14 protein-coding genes are annotated in these 22,530 nt (G+C 45.3%); 10 read left to right on the forward strand and 4 right to left on the reverse strand.

Features of this window, described 5'->3' with window-relative positions:
* Positions 1-359 precede the first annotated feature (359 nt).
* The 4 genes from A7325_RS12545 to A7325_RS12560 all read left to right on the forward strand — a co-directional run bounded on the left by A7325_RS12545 (position 360) and on the right by A7325_RS12560 (position 5,891).
* On the forward strand, positions 360-983 hold the full coding sequence (locus tag A7325_RS12545; protein WP_068408646.1) for a flavodoxin family protein: 624 nt from the start codon (positions 360-362) through the stop codon (positions 981-983).
* A gap of 933 nt (positions 984-1,916) precedes the next feature.
* The gene (locus A7325_RS12550) at positions 1,917-3,371 is read left to right on the forward strand and encodes a cytochrome c (protein ID WP_068408649.1); all 1,455 of its coding nucleotides are present in this window, start codon (positions 1,917-1,919) and stop codon (positions 3,369-3,371) included.
* A gap of 209 nt (positions 3,372-3,580) precedes the next feature.
* Entirely contained in the window at positions 3,581-5,182 is a 1,602-nt protein-coding gene (locus A7325_RS12555; RefSeq protein ID WP_068408651.1) for a flavin monoamine oxidase family protein, read from the forward strand.
* Between the two features lie 76 nt (positions 5,183-5,258).
* Positions 5,259-5,891, forward strand: a complete 633-nt coding sequence (locus A7325_RS12560; protein WP_068408754.1) for a c-type cytochrome — start codon at positions 5,259-5,261, stop codon at positions 5,889-5,891.
* A gap of 181 nt (positions 5,892-6,072) precedes the next feature.
* Here A7325_RS12560 and A7325_RS12565 read toward each other — a convergent pair whose 3' ends face one another.
* The 4 genes from A7325_RS12565 to tolQ all read right to left on the reverse strand — a co-directional run bounded on the left by A7325_RS12565 (position 6,073) and on the right by tolQ (position 9,814).
* Positions 6,073-7,365 carry a PD40 domain-containing protein gene (locus tag A7325_RS12565; RefSeq protein WP_068408653.1) on the reverse strand — a complete coding sequence of 431 codons (1,293 nt, stop codon included), beginning with the start codon at positions 7,363-7,365 and terminating at the stop codon, positions 6,073-6,075.
* Between the two features lie 133 nt (positions 7,366-7,498).
* On the reverse strand, positions 7,499-8,515 hold the full coding sequence (locus A7325_RS12570; RefSeq protein WP_068408655.1) for a cell envelope integrity protein TolA: 1,017 nt from the start codon (positions 8,513-8,515) through the stop codon (positions 7,499-7,501).
* A gap of 94 nt (positions 8,516-8,609) precedes the next feature.
* Positions 8,610-9,068 (reverse strand): protein TolR, encoded by a 459-nt coding sequence (gene tolR, locus A7325_RS12575; protein WP_068408657.1) that lies wholly within the window; start codon positions 9,066-9,068, stop codon positions 8,610-8,612.
* Positions 9,065-9,814: a protein TolQ gene (gene tolQ / locus A7325_RS12580; protein WP_068408659.1), complete on the reverse strand. Its 750-nt coding sequence runs from the start codon at positions 9,812-9,814 to the stop codon at positions 9,065-9,067. Before tolQ ends, tolR begins: the two co-directional genes overlap by 4 nt.
* Before the next feature lie 520 nt (positions 9,815-10,334).
* Here tolQ and A7325_RS12585 point away from each other — a divergent pair.
* From A7325_RS12585 to A7325_RS12610, 6 genes are all read left to right on the forward strand, one after another.
* On the forward strand, positions 10,335-11,630 hold the full coding sequence (locus tag A7325_RS12585) for an NCS2 family permease (protein WP_068408663.1): 1,296 nt from the start codon (positions 10,335-10,337) through the stop codon (positions 11,628-11,630).
* Between the two features lie 928 nt (positions 11,631-12,558).
* A complete protein-coding gene (gene putA / locus A7325_RS12590; RefSeq protein ID WP_068408664.1) occupies positions 12,559-15,807 on the forward strand; it encodes a bifunctional proline dehydrogenase/L-glutamate gamma-semialdehyde dehydrogenase PutA in 3,249 nt (1,082 codons plus the stop codon).
* A gap of 11 nt (positions 15,808-15,818) precedes the next feature.
* Positions 15,819-16,511, forward strand: coding sequence for a 1-pyrroline-5-carboxylate dehydrogenase (locus tag A7325_RS12595; protein WP_068408665.1), 693 nt, complete (start codon positions 15,819-15,821; stop codon positions 16,509-16,511).
* 699 nt (positions 16,512-17,210) lie between these two features.
* Positions 17,211-18,875 (forward strand): xanthine dehydrogenase small subunit, encoded by a 1,665-nt coding sequence (locus A7325_RS12600; RefSeq protein WP_068408667.1) that lies wholly within the window; start codon positions 17,211-17,213, stop codon positions 18,873-18,875.
* Positions 18,876-18,915: 40 nt separating this feature from the next.
* A complete protein-coding gene (gene xdhB / locus A7325_RS12605) occupies positions 18,916-21,486 on the forward strand; it encodes a xanthine dehydrogenase molybdopterin binding subunit (RefSeq protein ID WP_068408668.1) in 2,571 nt (856 codons plus the stop codon).
* Positions 21,479-22,471 carry an XdhC family protein gene (locus A7325_RS12610; protein WP_227515020.1) on the forward strand — a complete coding sequence of 331 codons (993 nt, stop codon included), beginning with the start codon at positions 21,479-21,481 and terminating at the stop codon, positions 22,469-22,471. The genes xdhB and A7325_RS12610 overlap by 8 nt, the downstream gene beginning before the upstream one ends.
* The last annotated feature ends 59 nt before the right edge of the window (positions 22,472-22,530 follow it).

Raw genomic sequence — 22,530 nt, forward strand, 5'->3', positions numbered from 1 at the left:
TGTATGGTTTTAAGACTACAGCTATACTTGTCAGCCAGTTGTTTGTAGGTCTGTTTCCCTTGGGTGTATTCCCTCCATAGGGTTTGATTATTGAGTCTGATGCCACCTAAAAACTGCCGGCTGCAAGCGAGACATTGATACTGCTGTTTGCCAAGCTTACGTCCGTTCTTCTTGGTGTGTTTATCACGACAAAAAGGGCAGTTTTTTGATTCATGGCGTTGATTCCTTGCAAATATAGACAGTATATAGCGTTAGACACTACGCCAGCATGAATAATGTCCATTACACCTATTTATAATAAAAACTATTGAACATTTGCAGCATCACTACTATTCACCCAATCCATTATTAGAGTTCGTATGACTACATCTATCACGCCTTCCTCAGCTTCCACGGACAATCCGCCTAACGTATCGATGGCTGTCATCTACCATAGTAACTACGGACATACTAGACGTGTTGCCGAAGCCATAGTGATGGGCGCGCGCCAGCAATTGCCGGACGCACAAGCCAAAGCGGTCGATGTTCATGATGTCGATTGGGAGTTTTTGGATCAGGCGGATTTACTGGTTTTTGGTAGTGCCGTATATATGGGCAGCGTGACGGCAGGCTTTAAGACCTTTATGGATGAGACATCCAAGCGTTGGTATCATCGTAAATGGGAAGGTAAGTGGGCCGCAGGCTTTGCCAATTCAGGCGGTCTGAGCGGCGATAAGCTTGCCGTCTTGCAGCAGATTTGTCTTTATACCATGCAGCACGGGATGAATTGGATAGGTTTGCCGCTTATGCCAACAGGTCATGAAGCGCATGATTTAAATCGTCTTTCGAGCTTTCTGGGTTTGATGACGCAGTCGCTAGATGGACCGCCTGAAGTCACGCCTGGCGCAGGCGATATTGATACCGCCATTTGGTTTGGCGATCATTTGGCCAAGACCATTATCAAGCATCAGCCTAAACAGCAGATAGTCATTGCAGAAGATTAGAATTAACTAAGGCGTGTCTTCGATTCATAATAAAAAAAGCAGCTATCAAACCGATAGCTGCTTTTTTATTGGCCATTATTTGTAGTCGAATGGATTTGAGAGGGAACAGCGTTAGCGGGTCGGCGCGCATTGGATAAATTTTCCACAATAAGCGTTTTAGAAGACACCCTTTTAGAAGAAACAGTTTTAACAGGTATCGGACTTTCGACGAACTGAAAAGATTGGCAACCTGTTACAGGGATTGTCGCTGCCAACGTAAATATAAAGAAGAGTGATTTCATAAGGACATCTCGAGCGTTATTGGCAACATGGCAATGGTTGGCGATATTAGACAGCGCTTATCATAAATAAAATGCTGCATCAGTCAAAAGGGTTTTGGCGAGTAGAACAAGCTTCATGCTAAATACAGAGGGAATGACAAACGGTCGCTATGTATCCATTATGTACGCTTAAAACCTGTAATAACAAGTGCAGAAGTCGTTTTTTGCTATATATAGCGATTTATCTCCACGCTTTAATAATGGATTTCATAAATTTCCTAGGTTTAGTAATTGTTTTTTAAAGGATTAATTATCTTGCCCAAATTCATAATATGAAAATATATAGTGATTGAATATAAATTAAATCTCCTAAGAGGTTTTTTTAACTTTTGTAAAAGTGTGCGGTGAATGAGTTACTATTTAAGTAATAGTGGCGAAATAGTTTTACATTAGTGGGGTGAGCAGACATTGTTTAGAAACTATCTCTATTAAGTTGTTTTATCACGCCACTTTATTAAGCATTTTACTGGACGATTTGCTAAATCATGTAATGGATTATCCGTTGAGTACTGACGCCATTGTCAATAATCTCACTCAATATCAAATGTCTTATCCTGACCAATCGTTCTAATAATAATTACAACACCCTAGGTGCCAGCTATATGAGGATATTATGAAGCCACTTTCTGTGATGTTATCGATGCTTGTCATTGGTATTACCTCCAGCGCCGCAATGGCTGAAGGTGCTAACCTTCCTAATGCCAATTTACCCGATGCTAGCTTACCTAATGTAAGCCCCGCCAATAGTGAGCTTGTCAACCGCGGTGCTTATATCGCTCGCGCTGCTGACTGTATGGCTTGTCATGGCGAAAATTATACGGGCGGCACAGCGATTGAAACCCCTATGGGGAAGATTTATTCAACCAATATTACCCCTTCTAAACGTTACGGTATCGGCAATTATACCGAAGCAGATTTAAAGAATGCTTTGCAAAAAGGTCGGGCGCCTGACCATATGCTATATCCTGCCATGCCATATCCTTCTTATAGCGGCATGAAAGAAGAGGATATCAGCGCCTTGTTTGCTTATCTACAAACCGTACCGGCTGTCGATGAAGCGCCTAAGCAAGAAACCAAATTACCCTTTCCCTTTAATTTCCGTAGCTTAATGATCGGTTGGAACTTGCTCAATATACCGTCTACTGAGAAGCGCGACGGTCTAAATGAGACCCAAAAACGTGGCGAGTATTTGGTCAACAATCTCGAGCATTGCGGCACTTGTCATACGCCGCGTAATAGCACCATGGGCTTTGATAAAAAAATGTATTTATCAGGCGCACCACTTGGTAATTGGCATTCGCCAAACATCACCCCTGACGAGTCGAGCGGTATCGGTAGTTGGAGCGAGCAGGATATTATCACGTATCTACGCACCGGTGAACTTGACCAGCGCGCCTATGCAGGTGGACCGATGGGTGAAGCGGTCGCGCACAGTACGCGTTATCTAAAAAATGAAGATTTGAGCGCGATTGCCTCTTATCTAAAAGCCATCCCTGCTATCCAAACAGAAGACAAGGTCAATAGCGTCAATGTGGCGCGCTTGCCAACGCCTGTGAACGAATCAATCACGCATGACTTACTGGCGCAAAAAGACTACTTGGCGCAAGCAAAGTCAGAAGTAAGTAACGGTAGTAACTCACCAGAAGCGTTATATTTAGCCGTTTGTGGTAGCTGTCATGGGGTTGATGGTTATGGCCAACCTGACGCGCGTTATGCGCCTATCGTTGGACTGAGCAGTCTGCGCCGCGAAAAGCCTGACGCTCTCGTTAATATGATTTTGCATGGGGTAGAGAGTGCGACCAATACTTCGCCTATCATGCCAGGGTTTTCAGGAGAGCTCAGCAGTGAGCAGATTGCGGGTATCACCAACTATGTCCGTACTAGCTTTGGCGGTCATGCAAACAGTGAGGTCAGTGCCGCTGATATTGAGCGCATCGCGTCTACAGGTGTCGAAAAGCCTTTTTTAATTAAGTACGCAGGCTTACTGGCGATTGTCGGCATCATTGTGGCGATATTGATTATTATATTTATTGTGCGCGCCATTTTACGTTCTAGACGCCGTCGTTAATCATAGTTTATCAGTTGCAACGGGTTTAGAATTTATTACCAGACAAGGATTAACGGCAAAACGGTAGGGCATGACAGCTTGGCAAATAAGCGCAGAGTTAAGCCAAGCTGATCAAATTACAGAGACTTATAAATGATATAAGCGTTTATTACTAGAAATAGAACAAGTGCCTACGGTTATGTACGAACGTCTACTTTAAGGATATTATTATGAAAGACATGCTTCAATCACCAACGCGGCGCCAACTGCTCTCGATGATTGGTAAAACAGCGGGCGCGACCGCCATGTATCAGGCGATGACGACGTTAGGATTTGCCTCAGAATCAAGCTTTAAAGAAACGATGGACTTAAAAGGGGCGCCTCCCGGTGCTAGCATCATCGTTTTAGGTGCCGGTCTTGGCGGACTGACCGCGGCGTATGAGCTGCGTAAAGCTGGCTATGACGTCAAAGTCCTCGAGTTTCAAAATCGTGGCGGCGGTCGTAGTTGGACGCTGAATAGTGGCGATAGGTATACTGAGCTTGGCGGTGAAGAAGTTACTTGTGATTTTGAAGAGGGTAACTATTTTAATGGTGGACCATGGCGTCTGCCAAGCCATCATTATGCGGTTTTCCATTACTGCAAACAGTTTGGCGTTGAGATGCAGCCCTTTATTCAAACCAATGACCGCGCTTATTTGCACCGTAGTACTCATTTCAATGGTGTGCCGCAGCGCTTAGGTGATGTAAAAAACGACATCCAAGGACACGTAGCAGAATTATTGTCAAAAGCGGTGAATGTTGGCGGTTTGGATCGTTCTGTGAATAAGGAAGACAAAGAAAAGCTACTTGAAGGCTTAAAAGGTTGGGGCGTGCTCGATAAAGACTACCGCTACCGCGCCGGCAATGCGACCAGTAAGCATCGCGGCTATAGTGTCTTACCGGGAGGTGGCTTGATGCCTGATGAAACACCATCAAAACCTTTACCGATCAGTGAAATTTTGGATTCGGGCATGTGGGCCGATATTTATGGTAATCATATGACCTATGCGCATCAGCCAACGATGTTTCAACCTGTTGGCGGTATGGGTAAAATCGGTGATGCCTTCACGCGCGAATGCCGCGATATGATTGAGTTCAATGCCAAAGTGACTAAGATTCATCAAGATGAAAGCGGCGTTACGGTCAATTATGTCGACAGCAACAGTCCAGATGGCGCGACTAAGACCATCCGTGCCGATTGGTGTGTCTGTAATATTCCACTAACTGTACTGACCCAGCTTGATATTAATGTTTCAAAGCCGATGAAACAAGCGATGGCAGCGGTACCTTATGAGACTTCTTATAAAGTAGGTTTAGAGTTTAATCGCCGCTTTTGGGAAGAAGACGAGTGGATCTATGGCGGCTTGACCTATACCGATATGCCGATAGCCCAAATTGCTTATCCTTCAGAAAATATGTTTAAAGACGGTACTGGGGTATTATTAGGGGCCTATGGTTATGGACCGACCTCATATAAATTTAATACGTTAACCCCGCAAGAGCGAATTAATGTCGCACTTGCCTACGGTAAATATATTCACCCGCAGTATCCAAAAGAGTTCCGCGCTGGTACGTCAGTGGTCTGGCACCGCATTCCTTGGACACTGGGTTGTTATGGTATTTGGAATGAGTCTACCCGCCGTCAGCATTATGACACCTTATGCAGTATCGATAACCGTATTGTACTGACGGGCGAGCATTGCTCACACATTCCAGCATGGCAAGAAGGCGCTATTTTATCTGGCATGGATGCCGCCAAGCGCCTACATAAAAAAGCAAAAATGCTGGGTTAATATGAATAACTATAAAAATTCAGAGGCTATCATGGACAATGCAATCGTAAAGAAGGCAATCGTGAAGAAAAAAGTCATGAGAGAAATGACCCCTAAACTGCTGACTGTGATGTTGCTGGGTGCGATGAGTAGTGCAGCACTTTTAGGCTGTAGTCAACAATCAGATGATGTACAAACGGTGGCAACTCTACATGAGCAAGACCCCATCGTAACGGACGATTATCAAGCAAGCCGTAATACCGGTAGCTGGGGCGGTGTTTACATGAGTCGTGAGGAGCTTACTGCACCAGCCGTCAATGTCGTTGATCACAGCTCGCTTCCTACTATGGATAATGATCCAAGTATTGCTGAATGGGAAACCAAGTTTGAAGGGACAAATGCCTTTGTGACAACAGATGGCAAAAAACTCTACCATGACTCTTGCGCAGCTTGTCATATGCACAAAGGCGAGGGTGCTTATGGTGCCGGCTATTATCCACCACTTGCCAATAACAGCAAAATGCAGTCAAAGTATTACATCATTGATATCTTAATTAATGGCTTTCGCGGTATGCCATCGTTCCATAACATGATGAACGATGAACAGATGGCCGCGGTCACGCAGTACGTGGTCACTGATTTAAATGGTTATACGGATACGGTCACCGCCGCAGATGTTGAACAATTGAGACACGCGGTGCCGCCGGCTAGTGATCCAAGTGATGAATAGGAATGAATAATGCTTTTTATTATTCCAGCTCATAGCATTTAAAGGTTCAAGAGTTAAGAGCTATTTAATAAGAAGATTATTATTCTCGCGAGAAAAGCGCCCGATATGTTTATCGAGCGCTTTTTTATTTTTGAGCATTCAGTCCAGTCTAAGCCTATTTTACGCAATAAAGATGGCTAAGTTATCTAGGGCTAGATGACCAAACTGGGGAGCGGATAGTACCTTGACCAGATTTACCGAACGCTTCGCCGCCGTTTAAGGACTTAATAGTCAGTACGCCTTTACCGCCCTGCTTTGAAGCAAAAACCACGCGCTTACCGTTCGGTGAAAAACTTGGTGCTTCATCGATACCTGTCGCGCCTAAGTTCGCAGTGATGGCGCCGCTACTGTTCATGATGGCAGCTGAACGACCACTTAAAAAGGCGATTTGCGAGCCATCGCTACTAAACTGCGGGCTAGTGGCATAGCCACCATTCGATACTTGCGTGGTACGGCCTGAACCAAACTCATAACGATAGATGCGAGGTTTGTTAAACCCTGCACGGTCACTAACAAAGACAAAAGATTTGCCATCAGGGGCATAACTTGGTTGTACTTCACTGCTTGGCCAATTGGTCAGACGTCGTGGTTGACCGCCACTAGCGCTCATCTCATAAATATCGGCGCTACCCTCAAAGCTACTAGAAAACAATATCTTGCTACCATCGGGTGAAAATGACGGGCTAAGATTGCTACCCGGGAATGGCGTCAATGGCGTAGCCCCGCCGCCGCTTACGCTTTGAATATAGATAACAGGGTGAGACTTATCGCGCTGGACTGAATAAGCAATGCGATTGCCATCAGGGGACCAAGTCGGCGAGAAGATAGAGCCTGCCACTTCTGTGATGGTTTTGGCGTTTTCGCCGTCCGCATCCATGACCTTTAAGCGCGAGATTTTCTCTTTGCCGGTGCCGATTTCTTCGATATAAGCAATACGCCCTGAGAAGTCGCCGGGAATGCCGGTGATCAGCTCATATACTTTGTCCGCAATCACGTGGGCGGCGTAACGCATACTTTCCTTATTATTATCAGCGGTTAACGTTTGCTTGCCTTCGATCACGCGTCCGGTTTTAACCTCAACGACTTCATAATCTGTGACAACTTTACCGCGATTGCTGCGCGTGCTACCGATGACAAGATAAGGGATGCCCATGCTTTGCCAAACCGGCAGGGTACCGGCTAACTCGCTACTGCTGTGTGGCTGCTGCGGTAGGTTTTGACTGGTTACTTTTAGCTCAGTTTTGCTTAAATCATTTAAGATAATCGGTGATAAAGTAGAATCGCCAGCAAAGGAGACAAAAGCCACTTGGCTTTGTTGTACCGGAATCTCATAATCCAATTCTAAAACGACAGGCGCCGCCAAGACGCTAGGAGCAAGCAATAAGCTTGAGGTAGTGGCAAGTAAAGAGAGGCATAGTTTTTTATGAATGCGCATAACCAAGTCAAACTCCTAGATGGGGATAATTGTTTTTATAAATGCTAAATCAATGATAACGTTAAAATAATATCGCCGCGGGTGCAAGTTGCTTAAGGTAACGTTAGCAATAATATCGTGTGTGGGCAACTGCTTAATTGCTGCCCTTAAACTGTATGGTAAAAGTGGGGTATTTGGGATCATCAGCATCAATCGGTAAGCTGCCGGTATTGAGCACCGCTTGTTTGGCGGCTTCATTGACTGCGCTATCAGGGCCTGACGCTGAGACATTCACGACAGTGCCACTGGCATTGACTGTGATGGTCAAGGTGGCACGCTGCGTTGAGCCTTTTGCTGCTGTTGGCGGATTGTAGTTGCGTTTGATTAAATTGATGATTTCACTATTACTGGCGCCGCGACTACCGCTTGATGCCGAGCGACTGCTACCCTTTGCAGTGCTGGAAGTGGTGGCGTCACCAGATAGTGTTGATTGACCATCATCTCCTAAACTAAGGGTCTGTCCTGCGCTACCTGAGCCGCCCGTATTGATTTCTATATTTCTATCATTGGCAGTAGGACGTTTAATCTTAGGAGGGTTATTTTGTTTATTACGAAAATCTCGCAGCCTTTTTTGCTCTTCTATCAGCTGCGCTCTTCTTTCTTGTTCAACCTGATCATGCTCATCTAGTACAGATTCATCCAACTGCGCTGCCCACTCAGCCATATTGCGCTCATATTCTTGATTTTGCTCAAGTAGGCGCTGGTGTTGCTCTTCGCTCATCAGCATTGGGCGAGGGTTCACCGCCTCGTCAGAACGAGTAAAAACAGGCACGCGCTGCGAAGTCGGCTCGCTTGGATTGTCGTAGCTGACGCTGTCATCAAAGCTGGTCTCTGGCATGCTGGTTGCTGAGCCACCTGCACCACTATCGGCTGGCATCGCGCTCGCCGCTGCGGCACGATTGGCCAGTATTTCTCCTTGCATCTCAGCCAATTGCTCAGGAGATATCATCACGGTTTCGATGCTACCTGCGGTCTCGACTTCCATGTTTTGATACGTATAAGCTAGTATGCCAATCACAAGACCGTGTGCCAACAAGCTTAAAAGTGTCGGTAAAGTCAGCCCGTTACCTTCAGGTTCGGTCGGTACATAAACGGTGGGCGCATTACGCATAGTTGGGATACTCAAATACGATATTTATCAAATGAACGACTTTATTATAACCAGCTGAGCCAATCAAAGTTAAGCTAAAAGCAGGGTAGATAGATTATAAAGAAGGCGCGGGTAATGGCGCACCCGTCAATAGTCCTACCTTTTGGATGCCTGCTTGTTGCAAGGTTGCCATCAGTGTCATGATAGCGCCATACTGATTGTTTTTATCGGCGTTAATCATCACTTGTAAAGGCTGAGCGCCAGCATCGGTATTTTGATTTTGCAAGTTGGTTAAGGTATCAATCAGTTCCGGCTCACTAATCGGCAGGTCGATATTGTTCTCATAACTGATAAAAATCTCGCCGCTATCGGTCAAAGAAACAATCACAGGCAGCTGACTTTGACTGATGGTATTGGTTTGCTCTTTTGGCAAATCAACATCGACGCCCGTTATCAGCATTGGCGCGGTGACCATAAATATCACCAGCAGCACGAGCATGACGTCGATATAAGGAACGACGTTCATCTCCGCATTTAGCGCTTTTTTCTCACGGCGATAAGGGCTTTGTTTCATAGACCAGTTACCTGAGTACTTTGGCTATTTTGAACGCTTTGATTGGTTTGGCTTACTTGCGTACCCGCTTGCGGAATCTCAATACTGGTCTCGCGCTGTAGCATGCCTGTCATCTCGTCACAAAACAAGGCACGAGAGTCGTATAAGCGGCTCGCTTTGGCGGTAAAATGGTTATACGCCAATACCGCAGGGATCGCGGCGAATAAACCCATAGCCGTAGCAATCAAGGCTTCGGCAATACCCGGTGCGACAGTCGCTAAGGTCGCTTGCTCGCTTTGTGACAGACCCAAAAAGGCATTCATAATACCCCAAACGGTACCGAATAAACCGACATAAGGCGCCACCGAACCAATACTTGCCAGCGTCGTTAGCCCCGACTCTAACAATTGCTGCTGACGACCCAATCCAACCCGCAGCTTACGCTCAACGCCGTCGATAATGTCGTCTTTAGGCTGACGTTTTTTATGCATTCTTAGGTATTCAGAAAACCCAACATAAAAAATCTGCTCAAGCCCTTGGCGCTCAGGCGAGCCTTGGACGCCTTGATACAGCTTTGCCAAATCTTCCCCTGACCAAAACCAGGTTTCAAACTGCTGGTCAAAATTTCTGGCGGTGCCAAGACGCGCACTCATACGAAAAATAATCACCCAACTGAGCAATGACGCCAATAATAACAATGCCATCACAATCTGTACCAATAAACTGGCTTGGGTGATTAGGTCGATAATATTTAAGGATTCAGGCATGTAAGCGGCTCATGGATAATGAATAATAGTTAATCTAATAAGGGATTTTATATCAACCCGTTAGTGTACTGCTAAATCACGCAAATATCATTAATAATATGTTAGTGGCAGTGCATAAATTGCTCTCGATAAATTTTTATAAAAAAATAATGACAGCACGAGTATTTTATAATATTGTCCATATGGTCAACTAATTTGCACTCTTATACTAAGAAGATGCGCCATTCATTGAAATTTTGAGCGAATTTCACTAGAATGTTATGGTTTGTTGCTGTCATTTTTCATGATGGTTCGTCTTTACCAAATTATGTGTGGATAACGGATTAAAAACATCGTCTCTAACCTTAGTGTATCAGCGTCATTTACAGTCGCAATCTGGAAGCGTCATTTATCGTCGCAATTTGGGTGTATTTTATATGTTTGATTTAAACGCAGCATCGAGCGTCGCAATTTGGAAGCGACACTTATCAATACAGTTAAATAATGATAATTTACTTACTGCAATTTGGAAGCGACTCTTATGAACGCAATCGAACGCTATTTTGGTATTAATGGTGAAAACACCACAATCAAAACAGAGATTTTAGCCGGTGTGACCACGTTTTTAACGATGGCTTACATTATTTTTGTCAACCCTAACGTCCTTGCTGACGCTGGTATGGATAAAGGTGCGGTGTTTGTCGCCACCTGTCTTGCCGCCGCAGTTGGGTGTTTTATTATGGGGATTTATGCTCGCCTGCCAGTCGCGCTAGCCCCCGGTATGGGACTTAACGCCTTCTTTACGTACGGCGTGGTTTTAGGAATGGGCTACGCGTGGCAAACCGCACTTGGCGCGGTATTTTTGTCCGGTTGTATATTTATATTATTAAGCCTTTTTAAAATTCGTGAATTGATTATCAACTCTATTCCGGACAGTATTAAACAAGGCGTAGTTGCTGGTATCGGTGCGTTTTTAGCCTTTATCTCCTTACAAACCGCAGGCGTCATCGTCAATAATGACGCGACGTTAGTGGGACTGGGCGATATGACCGCGTTCTCACCTGCGATGGCGGCATTGGGCTTTATTGTTATCGTTGGCTTGTCGCATAAAAAAATACCCGGCGCGGTAACGATAGGGATTTTATTGGTAGCGCTTATCAGCTTAATTACTGGTAACACACAATTTACTGGCATTATATCGGCACCGCCACCGATAGCGCCAACGCTGATGCAGCTTGATATTGCTGGTGCATTTGACGTAGCGATGATTAGTGTTATTTTTGCCTTTTTATTCGTCGATTTATTCGATACCGCCGGTACCTTGATTGCAACGACCAGTCAAGCAGGCTTAATTGGTAAGGATGGCAAAATACCTAATATGGGCAAAGCGCTACTGGCAGATTCGAGCGCCACGGTTGCCGGTACGCTACTAGGTACCTCATCGACCACCAGCTTTGTTGAGAGTGTGTCAGGTATTGCAGCCGGAGGACGTACTGGATTAGTCGCTGTGACGGTCGGGGTGCTATTCTTATTAAGTATGTTTTTTGCTCCACTTGCTGGTATGATTCCAGGCTATGCAACAGCAGGCGCTATTTTTTATGTCGCTGTACTGATGATGGGTACTCTAAAAGATGTTGATTGGTTAGATCTAACAGAGGCGGCGCCCGTTGTCGTTGTGTTGTTGTTTACGCCATTAACTTACTCAATCGCTGATGGTATCGCGCTTGGATTTATTACCTTTGCTGCTATTAAAGTCGTCGCCGGTAAGTTCTCTGACGTGAGTATTCCTGTTTGGATATTAACGGCCGTGTTACTTGCGAAGATTGTGTTTATCTAAGATTGTAATTTAAATTGCAGTCATTTTTAGTCATTTGATAAATGCTCAGCTTTGCTCATTAAACCCTTCTTATTTTAAATGAGAAGGGTTTTTTATGCGTAAAGATAAACGCTATAAGCAAAGATAAATACTATAAACCGCTATCTTCAGCACGAAATAGAATGATTACGTTATTGATTCGCTCATATTCTGCATGGGTTTAAATTAAATGGCTGAAATAAATAAAGACAAGTCATTGATTCAAAAACGATTAATTAGCCATAGTAAATATAAATTTATAACTAAAGCGTCATTTCTAATAAGTGGTTAATAACCATTTGTTTTTAAACAGTATTTTGTTTGGTTAAAATAGGTAAATTCGTTAGTTGGAAAATTTTTTTCATGCTACCATGTCGAAGTTAAGCGCATCACCTCAATCAACGCCGTAGAGGTTTTTCTTACAGTGAATTAGCATTCTATAAGATGACAGATAAGTGTTTATTAGGCTTTAAGTTTCCATAAAACTCAGATGTTATAAATGTTAGATTTTATGAACGCAAACCTCTATGAAACGTCACTTGTCTTTGAGCATCACCTCCTTTCACTACTAACAAGAAGAAGGCACTAATGCCGCTTAGCTGTTTGTTGTTGCCTTTATATTGTTAACGTAGCCCGTTTAACACTAAAACGACCTACTTGACCGTTTCCAGCCTATGCTGGATTTTCTCGTTTTATAATGGCGCTGTTTGGTCTTTTGTTTATTGCTAATTGGCTTATTTCTATAGTTGTCATTATTTATCCACTATTCGATAGCAAAAATGTTTGTTATCAAGAATAGTAGGGGTGAAGTTTTAAGAATGTTTGACAATAATTGCCGCTATATCTTTAGCAATCAAAGCTCCCACCGCACCATTTATTATGGTTTTTAAACGATAGTTATGGAGTTGTTATGAACCCAGTAGACCAATTTACCCCGCAAGAGCCGATTTTATTTAATCCGCTCGATATATTAAAGCCCGCTTATCTCGGTCAATCGTCGAACGAGCTATTCTCCCGTATTTCACCTTTATATAGTGTGGACGAGGAGCGCTGGTTGACGGACTTGTTGTCGCTCGCCAAACCAACAGAGGCCGAGCGTGAAGGGGCTGCTACGCAAACTCGTCAATTAGTCGAGCATGTGCGTAATGATGGCAAAGCCGTAAAAATGGTTGATTCATTATTGCTTGAATATAGCCTTGATACCCAAGAAGGTATTTTGCTCATGAGTTTGGCAGAAGCCTTGATTCGAGTGCCAGACAATTATACCGCTGATGCGCTTATCCACGACAAAATGAGCGTCGCTGACTGGAAAAAACACATCAAAAATGACAACGGTTTTATGGTCAATGCCTCGACGTGGGGCATGATGATGACGGGCCGCGTTGTCAGTATTGATCGTGATACTACCGCTGCTGGGTTTTTGGACCGTATGACCAAAAAAATGGGCGAGCCAGTCATTCGTAGTGCCATGCAAAAAGCCATGCGCATTATGGGGCATCAGTTTGTACTTGGCGAAACCATCGAGGGCGCCAATAAAAACAGCCAGCCTTATCGTAATAAAGGCTATACCTATTCGTTTGATATGCTAGGTGAGGCGGCGATTACCCATAAAGATGCGGAAAAATACTTTAACGATTACCTGCATGCGATTAAAGCGACGGCTAGCATTAAGGTAAAAGAAGGTATGCCAAAGCCGTCAGTGTCTATTAAGCTATCGGCATTGCACCCGCGTTATGAAGCGACGCAAGAAGCGCAAGTGATGGGACTACTGCGTCAGCGTTGCTTGTTATTGATTGAAGCGGCTCGTGAGGTCAATGTCGATATCAGTATCGATGCCGAAGAAGCAGACCGTCTTGAGATTTCTTTAAAGCTGTTTGAGTCTCTTTACCGTGATAACTTAACCGCTGGTTGGGATGGCTTAGGGTTGGTGGTACAAGGTTACTCTAAACGTGCGATTGCCGTTCTGACGTGGCTTGCGCGTTTGGCAACTGAAGTCGGTGACCGTATTCCGGTGCGTTTGGTAAAAGGCGCATACTGGGATACTGAGATTAAATTGGCGCAGCAAAAAGGTCTATCAGGCTATCCGGTCTGGACGCGTAAAGAAGGCACAGACACTGCTTATCTTGCCTGTGCGCGCTTCTTATTGTCAGAGCATTTGCGCGGTTTGATTTGGCCCCAGTTTGCTACCCATAATGCGCACACGCTTGCTTCAGTGATGACCATGAGTGCGCACCGAGAGTTTGAGTTTCAGCGTCTTCATGGCATGGGCGATGCACTTTATGACCATATTCTGCAAGCTTATAAAATCCCTGTTCGTATCTATGCACCCGTTGGCGCTCATAAAGACTTGCTACCGTACTTGGTACGCCGTTTACTAGAAAACGGTGCCAATAGCTCGTTTGTGCATCAGTTATTAGATAAGTCTTACCCGATTGATAAGCTGACCGTGCATCCGTACGATAAGTTATTGACCAATGCTACTTTGCATAACCCTGATATTCCGTTGCCGCTAGATATCTATGGCGCGCGCCGAGCCAGTTTTGGCCCTAATATCTTTGTAGAGTCGCAGTGGCTACTATTTAAAGCCGCTATCGATAGCCATTTGCATAAAACTTGGTCGGCGACTTCTATTATTAACGGCAACGCAGTTGATGCACATAAAGTCGATGGCAACTCTGAAAAACTTGAGTCGCAGACCGTACGTGCGCCTTGGAACCACGAAGTCATCGCAGGCGAAGTTACCTACGCCAATGCTGATATTGCGCAGCAAGCCATTGATGCTGCCATTGCAGGTCAAAGCGTATGGCAAGCCGTACCTGCGGCCAAGCGCGCTGCTATTTTGCGCAAAGTAGCGGACTTGTATGAAGAAAACTATGCCGAATTGATGGCACTTTGCCAAATCGAAGCGGGTAAAACCATGCAAGACGGCATTGATGAAATCAAAGAAGCGGTTGATTTTTGCCGTTTTTATGCCGATGAAGCAGAACGTCTCGACGCCAAGGTTTATGAGTTTACCGACTTAGCGGGTAAGCAATCACGTCAAGTGTATAAGCCGCGCGGCACCTTTGTTTGTATTAGCCCGTGGAATTTTCCTTTGGCAATTTATACTGGTCAAATCATGGCGGCGCTTGCCGGAGGTAATACTGTGGTCGCCAAACCTGCTGAGCAAACCAGCTTGATTGCCCATTTTGCTGTGCAGCTGATGTATCAAGCTGGCGTGCCGGTAGACGCTTTGCAGTTTGTCGTTGGCGCGGGCGAAGTTGGCGGCACGTTGACCGCTGCCGATAATATTGCAGGCGTTATTTTCACCGGTTCAACCCAAACGGCGCAGCATATCAATCAGAGCCTGCATCAGCAAATCAGTGGTGAGTTGCCAGTATTGATAGCCGAAACCGGCGGTCAAAACGCCATGGTTGTCGATTCAACCGCATTGCCCGAGCAAGTGGTTAAAGATGCGGTATTATCTGCCTTTGGTTCGGCAGGTCAGCGCTGTTCTGCGTGCCGTATCTTATGTGTGCAAGAAGAAGTGGCGGACAATTTAATCGAGCTGTTACAAGGAACGATGGCTGAATTGGTCGTCGGCAATCCATTGTATGCGGCAACCGATGTCGGTCCAGTGATTGATGCTGATGCCAAACAAAGTCTGGACGCGCATATCGAACGTATGGCGGCTGAACCAACGGCGACGATTTTGGCGCAGACGCCGATGAGCGCAAGCTCAGTGGTTAGCGAAGAGCACTCTACCTTTGTCTTGCCAACCGCGATTGAAGTAAAAAGTATCGATGTGATTGGTGGCGAGCACTTCGGCCCGATATTGCATGTACTACGTTATCAAGCGCGCGATTTAAATAAGCTTATTGATGCGATTAATAGCACAGGTTTTGGTTTGACCTTGGGTATCCACAGCCGTATTGAAAATATCGCCGAGCATATCGAGCGCCGTGCCTTTGTTGGCAACACTTACATTAACCGTAACCAAATCGGTGCCGTCGTTAACGTGCAACCGTTTGGCGGTTGTGGTCTATCTGGTACAGGTCCAAAAGCTGGCGGGCCGCATTACGTTGCGCGACTGATGCAACTATGCACTGAGTCAGTCATTACTGAGCCGAACACTGCGGTAGAAAATAATAGCACTGAAACCCTTACCCAAATCGCATAAGGAGTAGCAAGATGGCGAATGAATTTAAAAAGAATCATGCCCAAGTTTGTGAAGCTTGGCGGTTATTAAGCGCGGTAGAGCGAGCAACTTATCTGCAAGCGGCTGTTGCTAAATTGGCCTTACTTACTGGTGACGCCAATAAAGCCAAGCGTTTATTTACCCATTTATTAAATGCCGCGCCGATGCTCGATGACGTGCAGCGTATGACGGGCGCAACGGGTGAGTCCAATGATTTGTATGTGACAGCTCGCGGTAAAACCATGGTTATCGGCGGCGAATCTGCCCGCGCGATGGCGGTACTTGGTCAGCTGGTGGCAGCTTTATTGACTGGCAACGAGGTGATACTGCATTGTCCAAGTCAGAGCGAGATGTGTGTTGAAGCGGCAAAAATATTGCATGACACTGGCATCAGCGATGATGTCTTAAGCGTTGCCAATGATTCGCAAACTATTACACTGCTATATATCGATCGATTGGCGCAAGTTGCGGTCGCTGGCAACCAAAGCGAAGTGCAAGCCATCAGCCAAGAGCTTGCTAAGACCGATGGTATCTTGACGCAGGTCATTGCGGTCACTGATATGGAGGGGATGTCAGAGATGCTAACGCCCGATTATCTGTACCGCTTTGTCACTGAGCGGGTAAGGACCATTAATACCACAGCGATTGGCGGTAATGCGAGCTTGCTCGAGCTTGGCACTGAGTAAGTGCTGTAAAGCTAAATAAAAAAACTAGGATTGTATAAGCGGCGGTCAGTAGCCATTTTCCAAGCAATTTGGGAAATGATTACTGATCGTTTTTTATTGTTTTATGAAAAATTAAGGATAAAATTAATCAAAAAGGTTGGCTAAAAATATATAGTATTAAAAAGTTTTTGAATTATTAAACAAAATAATGTGCTTTTTTGAGTTGTAAGTTAAATAAAGTTAGTGCTAGTATAAGTTAACCGTTTAGTCAGCATTTATTCATTGAATGCTAATAGACAGCTTCAACACGGAATGTTGAGGTACTTTAAGCTAAAAAGGAGTGTGACCCATGCTTATATTCTCCGCTTTTCCAATAGGGTAGTTAGCCTCACCTATACCCAAACCTTTATGACCGCTTTTTAATTGACGCATAGATGATTGGTGAATTAAAAAGTTCAAACCGCAAACCGATTAAGCCTGAGCAAGTCAGTAGTCAGATAGGCAGTCAGCTTATTCAATACCCGTATAACTATCAGTATTGATGTAGGTATGATGATCGTCATCGTATAAACTTTATTAACATGATAATTGAATACTACCTTAGGGCGGTGTCGTAATAACGCCTGACCTTTGCAGATATTGATTGTTAACATTTTATATTCGATTTCAGATAAAACTATAGTTTTTATCTGCCTTTTATCCTGACAGCCGAGCGTTGCTATGATTCGTTTTTATTTGAACGGTCAGTACAAACAAGTCACTGATCTAAACCCGAACACCACCGTTCTTGAGTATCTACGCCTGCACGAAAAGCAAACCGATACCAAGGAAGGCTGCGCGAGTGGCGACTGCGGCGCGTGTACCATCATGGCGCAGCGCTTGCCTGCTCATGACGCAGACCAATCTATGCAAGCACCTTTTTATACCCTTAATGCTTGTATCACGCTACTGTCATTGATGGATGGTCATCATCTCATAACGGCCGCTTATATTGCCGATAATCCCGCCAATCACCCAGATCGCGCCTTATTGCACCCAGCTCAGCAAGCCATGGTTGATTGTCATGGCTCGCAGTGCGGCTTTTGCACGCCTGGATTTGTCATGACGCTGGCGAGTACTTATGAAAACCATCGTCTGCAACTGGCAGCAGGACTGGCATCGGACGATCTTAGTTACGATGATATTGTCGCTGCTATATCCGGAAATCTGTGCCGCTGTACCGGTTATCGTCCTATTATCGATGCGGGTTTAGCGATGGGTAAAATTGGCAAGCAGCGCGATGCTGAGCAAATCATTGCTAAAGATTTAACGATAAAGCTGGCAACCGATACGATGGCAAACAGCAAACATGCTGCTACAAATGCCAACAATACTATTGCGCCTGTACTTACCGAAGCATCACGTAAGCTGTTTATTCCGCAGTCCATTGACGAGCTCAATCAGGTGTTAGCTACGTATCCAAACGCAACTATTTGGGCGGGCGGTACTGATTTGGGGTTAAGCGTGACCCAGCACTTGGTCGATCATGAGGTAATTGTGCAGCTATCAGCGGTTGAGGCGCTAAAAATTTGGTCGCTACAAGACTTACATCAACATACTGATGAGAAATCTAGGGTTAATGTCGATAAAGTTAACAGTGACAAAGTTAATGGCGAAATGAAATCAGCAGTACCATCTTTAATATTGGGCGCGGGCATGAGTTATCAGCAACTGCTGCCTGTCCTTGAAGAGTATTTTCCAAGTTTTGCGCATTTATTTGAACGCATTGCCTCGCCGCAAATTCGCAATATGGGCACCATTGGCGGTAATGTCGCTAATGCTTCGCCAATTGGCGATTTGCCGCCAGTTTTATTGGCATTAGATGCACAAATTCATTTGCGTCATTGCGCAGCTATTGATGGTAGCGATGTTAATAAAAATGGTTATATTGATGAGATTATACCTTTGCAGGCATTTTTCTTGGATTATAAACAGACCAAACTGCGCGCTGGCAGTTATATCGTGGCGCTGCATATTCCACTGTTACAAGACCATCAGCATTTATATGTTCATAAGGTAAGTAAGCGTTATGAAGACGACATTTCTGCTTGCTTATTGGCAGCAAGAATCGATTTGGCAGCAGATGGGTTAACGATTAAAGATGCAAAATTCGGTCTTGGCGGTATGGCGGCGATTCCTTTATTAGCGACAAATTGTCAGGAAATGCTGATTGGACAATCTGTTGAGGTTGCCAGTTTTGAAGCAGCGGCGCAAAAGTTGGCGTTAGATGTCTCGCCCATGACGGACGTTAGAGCCAGTCGTGAGTATCGTATGCATGTCGTGCAGCGCTTAATGATTAAATGCGCCAAGCAATTGGTCGCGGATATACAACCTGCGAGCGCTTAACGTTTATCGCCATTTGTAAAGAATACAAGGAAGAGACACTATGAGCCATCATTCTTCACTATTTGACAGTTATAGTATACGCCGACAGCGCCCGCCAAAAAATAAAATCGGTACGGGAGTCAAACATGACAGTGCTATCAGCCATGTGATGGGAACGGCTACCTACGTCGATGACATGCTAAAACCACAAAGCACCCTGCATGTAGCGATTGGTAAAAGCACTCACGCCCATGCCCGTATCTTACATATGGATTTGAGTGCAGTATGGGCGGCCGATGGGGTAGTCGATGTCATTACTTTTCAAGATTTACCTGCCAAAACTGATATCGGGCCCGTGTTCGATGGCGATCCATTAATGGCAGATAAAGTCACCGAATACGTCGATCAAACCTTGTTTGCGGTTGTCGCAACCAGTCATCGTGCGGCCAAAAAGGCAGTGCTGAATGCGCTGATAGAATATGAGCCATTAGCAGCCATTTTGACTATCGATGACGCATTAGAGCAAGAGCAGTTTATACGGCCGAGCCACTTTATGCAGCGCGGTGATACGCAAGCTGAGCTAAAATCAGCACCGACGCGTATTGCAGGGCATATTCATATGCTTGGGCAAGAGCATTTTTATCTTGAGGGGCAGGTATCTTACGTTGTGCCTTGTGATGATGGCGGCCTTGAAGTTTATACGTCGTCGCAGCATCCAAGCGAAGTGCAGCAACTGGTCGCTGAAGTAGTCGATTTACCCTTTCATGCGGTGACTACCATTGTCCGTAGAATGGGCGGCGGCTTTGGCGGTAAAGAAACGCAAGCTGCGGCGTGGGCGTGCCTGTGCGCTATCGTGGCTAAGCGCCAAAATATGCCAGTCAGTATGCGCTTAGATCGACAAGATGACATGGTGGTGACTGGTAAACGGCACGAGTTTTCCAATCGCTATGAGGTCGGCGTCGATGAGGACGGAAAAGTACTTGGCGTCGATATGCAGCTAGCAGGACTATGTGGCTATTCGCCTGATTTGTCCGATGCTATTGTCGATCGGGCGATGTTTCATTGTGATAATGCCTATTATTATCCAGCCGCGCAGATAGCAGGTCACCGCTGCAAGACCCATACGGTATCTAACACCGCTTATCGCGGTTTTGGCGGGCCACAAGGTTTGCTAACCGCAGAATATATGATGGATCATATCGCCTATACCTTAGGAAAGGATCCGTTGCACGTGCGTTTGGCAAATCTCTATCAAAATGGTCAAAGCACCCATTATGGTCAGCCGATTGAGCATTTTGATTTGGCGACTCTTATGCAGACACTCGCAGAGGATAGCGATTACGATAAGCGCCGTCAGCAACTTATCGAAGCAAATAAAAAGGCTGAAGCTGAAGGCAATGATAAACGCTGGGGTCTAGCGTTAACGCCTGTAAAATTCGGTATTTCATTTACCGTGCAAACCCTCAATCAAGCTGGCGCTTTGGTACTTATTTATACCGATGGCACGATTCAAGTCAATCATGGCGGCACCGAGATGGGTCAAGGGTTATATATTAAAATTGCCCAAGTCGTTGCTAATGAATTTGATGTCGATTTAGATACCGTCAAAGCCACAGCTACTCGCACCGATAAAGTGCCAAATACCTCGCCGACTGCTGCCTCATCGGGTACGGATATGAATGGTAAAGCAGCGCAAAATGCCTGTATCACCATTAAAAATCGTTTGCTTGAGTTTGCTGCCGAGCATTTTCAAGTAAACGCCGAAGATATTCGTTTTGAGCGCAATCACGTTCATATCGGTACTAAAGAAGTGCTTACCTTTGCAGATTTTGTCTTGCTCGCTTATCAGCACCGTATCAGCTTGTCTTCGACCGGCTATTACAAAACGCCCAAGATATTTTACGACCGCTCAAAAGCGTGGGGTCGACCGTTTTTTTACTTTGCCTTGGGCGCTGCCTGCGCAGAAGTTGAGATTGACACTTTGACGGGAGAGTACAAAGTGCTGCGCTGTGATATCTTGCATGATGTCGGACAATCGATTAATCCTGCAGTTGATATTGGTCAGATTGAAGGAGGCTTTGTGCAAGGTATGGGCTGGCTGACCACTGAGGAGCTTATTTGGGATAAAAAAGGCACGCTTGCTTCTAACAGCCCCGCTAATTATAAAATTCCTACGGCACATGATTTGCCTAAACAATGGCGCGTCAAACTGTTTGATCGTAAAAATGAAGAGCAGACCATTTATAATTCTAAAGCCGTTGGTGAGCCACCGTTTATGCTAGCAGCGAGCGTTTGGTGTGCGATTAATAATGCCATCGCAAGCTTGGGTGATTATAAGCAGAACCCAGAGCTGACCATGCCTGCAACGCCAGAGGCCGTACTAAAAGCCGTCATGCGTCTACAAGGTCAAGCGTGGGAAATCGCTTCTAAACCAGATACCGAAACCATTGAAAGCTTAACACCAGCTGACGATGACTGGGGCATTGATGACGATCGCGTACTGCCGCAGCAAGTAGCGCATGGTAAAGATATCGAACCGCCTGCGTCTGAAGGTCAATTGTTTGATGAAGAGCCTGAGGCGATAGAAAACCCCAACGTCTCAACAGCTCGTGGACCAGCTCATAGTGAATAAGTCACTTATCACGCCGATGCCACCAACGAAATGGTATGAGGGACTGGCGCAATATCAGCAGCAGGGGGTTGCCCATGTATTGGCGACGGTCGTTGCCGTCAATGGTTCGGCACCTCGCGAACTACAGTCTAAAATGATTGTCACGCTCGATGACTGCTGCGATACGCTGGGCGGTGGGAGTTTAGAGCATGATGTGACGCTAACAGCGCGGCAACTATTAAATGGCGAGCTTGAGCCAAATAATTCGAAAGCCTCCTCTCAACCATTAAAAGCAGGCAGGTCTACAAAAGCACAAGCGGTACGCCGTGAAGCAGTCTACAGCAAACATTATCCATTGGGCGCTAAGTTAGCACAGTGCTGCGGTGGTAGCGTGACGGTGATGTTTGAATGCTTTCATTTGACACCGCCGATGTCGCTATTGGTTTTTGGGGGCGGGCACGTAGCTGCCGCATTAATGAGCATACTGGCTGAGCTGCCATGTCAAGTGGACTGGATAGACAGTCGCTCTGAGATGTTTGAGCGTTATCTAAGCGCTGAATCTGGCACAGCGGACGGACAGGTGAATGACCAATTACCAGCGCATATTCGTGTACATATTGACGACGATCCGGTTGATTTTATTCGCCCATTTCTAGCTAATGGCGCTCGCAGGCTATCTACAAATAAAGGCACGCAATATTTTATTTTAATCATGACCCATGATCACAGTCTTGATTTTGACTTGGTGCGCGCAGCTTTAGATTGTTTGCTAGCTACTGATTCAAAGACTGCATTAAAGGAAAGCAATGCGCGGCCTTATATCGGCTGTATTAGCTCGGCAACCAAAGCCAAGCGCTTTAGAGAAAAGTTGCTACAGCGCGGTTATAGCGAAAAAGTCGTTGATACGGTAACGATGCCAATTGGCCTTGAGATTGGCGGTAAACAACCAATGGCAGTTGCTGTATCTATCGCCAGTCAAATTTTGCAGCTATATCATCAAGCATAAATGTTATTTAAAGCGAACAGTTAGCAATAAAACTTTATTGCCTTTTACTCTATTTAGGT

The sequence above is a fragment of the Psychrobacter sp. SHUES1 genome (assembly GCF_001652315.1).
GTDB classification, from domain to species: Bacteria; Pseudomonadota; Gammaproteobacteria; order Pseudomonadales; family Moraxellaceae; genus Psychrobacter; species Psychrobacter faecalis.

Bases quoted from the DNA above. Each gene is read 5' to 3' on its own strand.
- A7325_RS12595 (WP_068408665.1), top strand. From the start codon at position 15,819: ATGGCGAATGAATTTAAAAAGAATCATGCCCAAGTTTGTGAAGCTTGG.
- A7325_RS12570 (WP_068408655.1), bottom strand. From the start codon at position 8,515: ATGCGTAATGCGCCCACCGTTTATGTACCGACCGAACCTGAAGGTAAC.
- A7325_RS12555 (WP_068408651.1), top strand. From the start codon at position 3,581: ATGAAAGACATGCTTCAATCACCAACGCGGCGCCAACTGCTCTCGATG.
- tolR (WP_068408657.1), bottom strand. From the start codon at position 9,068: ATGAAACAAAGCCCTTATCGCCGTGAGAAAAAAGCGCTAAATGCGGAG.
- A7325_RS12560 (WP_068408754.1), top strand. From the start codon at position 5,259: ATGAGAGAAATGACCCCTAAACTGCTGACTGTGATGTTGCTGGGTGCG.
- tolQ (WP_068408659.1), bottom strand. From the start codon at position 9,814: ATGCCTGAATCCTTAAATATTATCGACCTAATCACCCAAGCCAGTTTA.
- A7325_RS12600 (WP_068408667.1), top strand. From the start codon at position 17,211: ATGATTCGTTTTTATTTGAACGGTCAGTACAAACAAGTCACTGATCTA.
- A7325_RS12545 (WP_068408646.1), top strand. From the start codon at position 360: ATGACTACATCTATCACGCCTTCCTCAGCTTCCACGGACAATCCGCCT.
- A7325_RS12585 (WP_068408663.1), top strand. From the start codon at position 10,335: ATGAACGCAATCGAACGCTATTTTGGTATTAATGGTGAAAACACCACA.
- A7325_RS12550 (WP_068408649.1), top strand. From the start codon at position 1,917: ATGAAGCCACTTTCTGTGATGTTATCGATGCTTGTCATTGGTATTACC.
- A7325_RS12565 (WP_068408653.1), bottom strand. From the start codon at position 7,365: ATGCGCATTCATAAAAAACTATGCCTCTCTTTACTTGCCACTACCTCA.
- xdhB (WP_068408668.1), top strand. From the start codon at position 18,916: ATGAGCCATCATTCTTCACTATTTGACAGTTATAGTATACGCCGACAG.
- putA (WP_068408664.1), top strand. From the start codon at position 12,559: ATGAACCCAGTAGACCAATTTACCCCGCAAGAGCCGATTTTATTTAAT.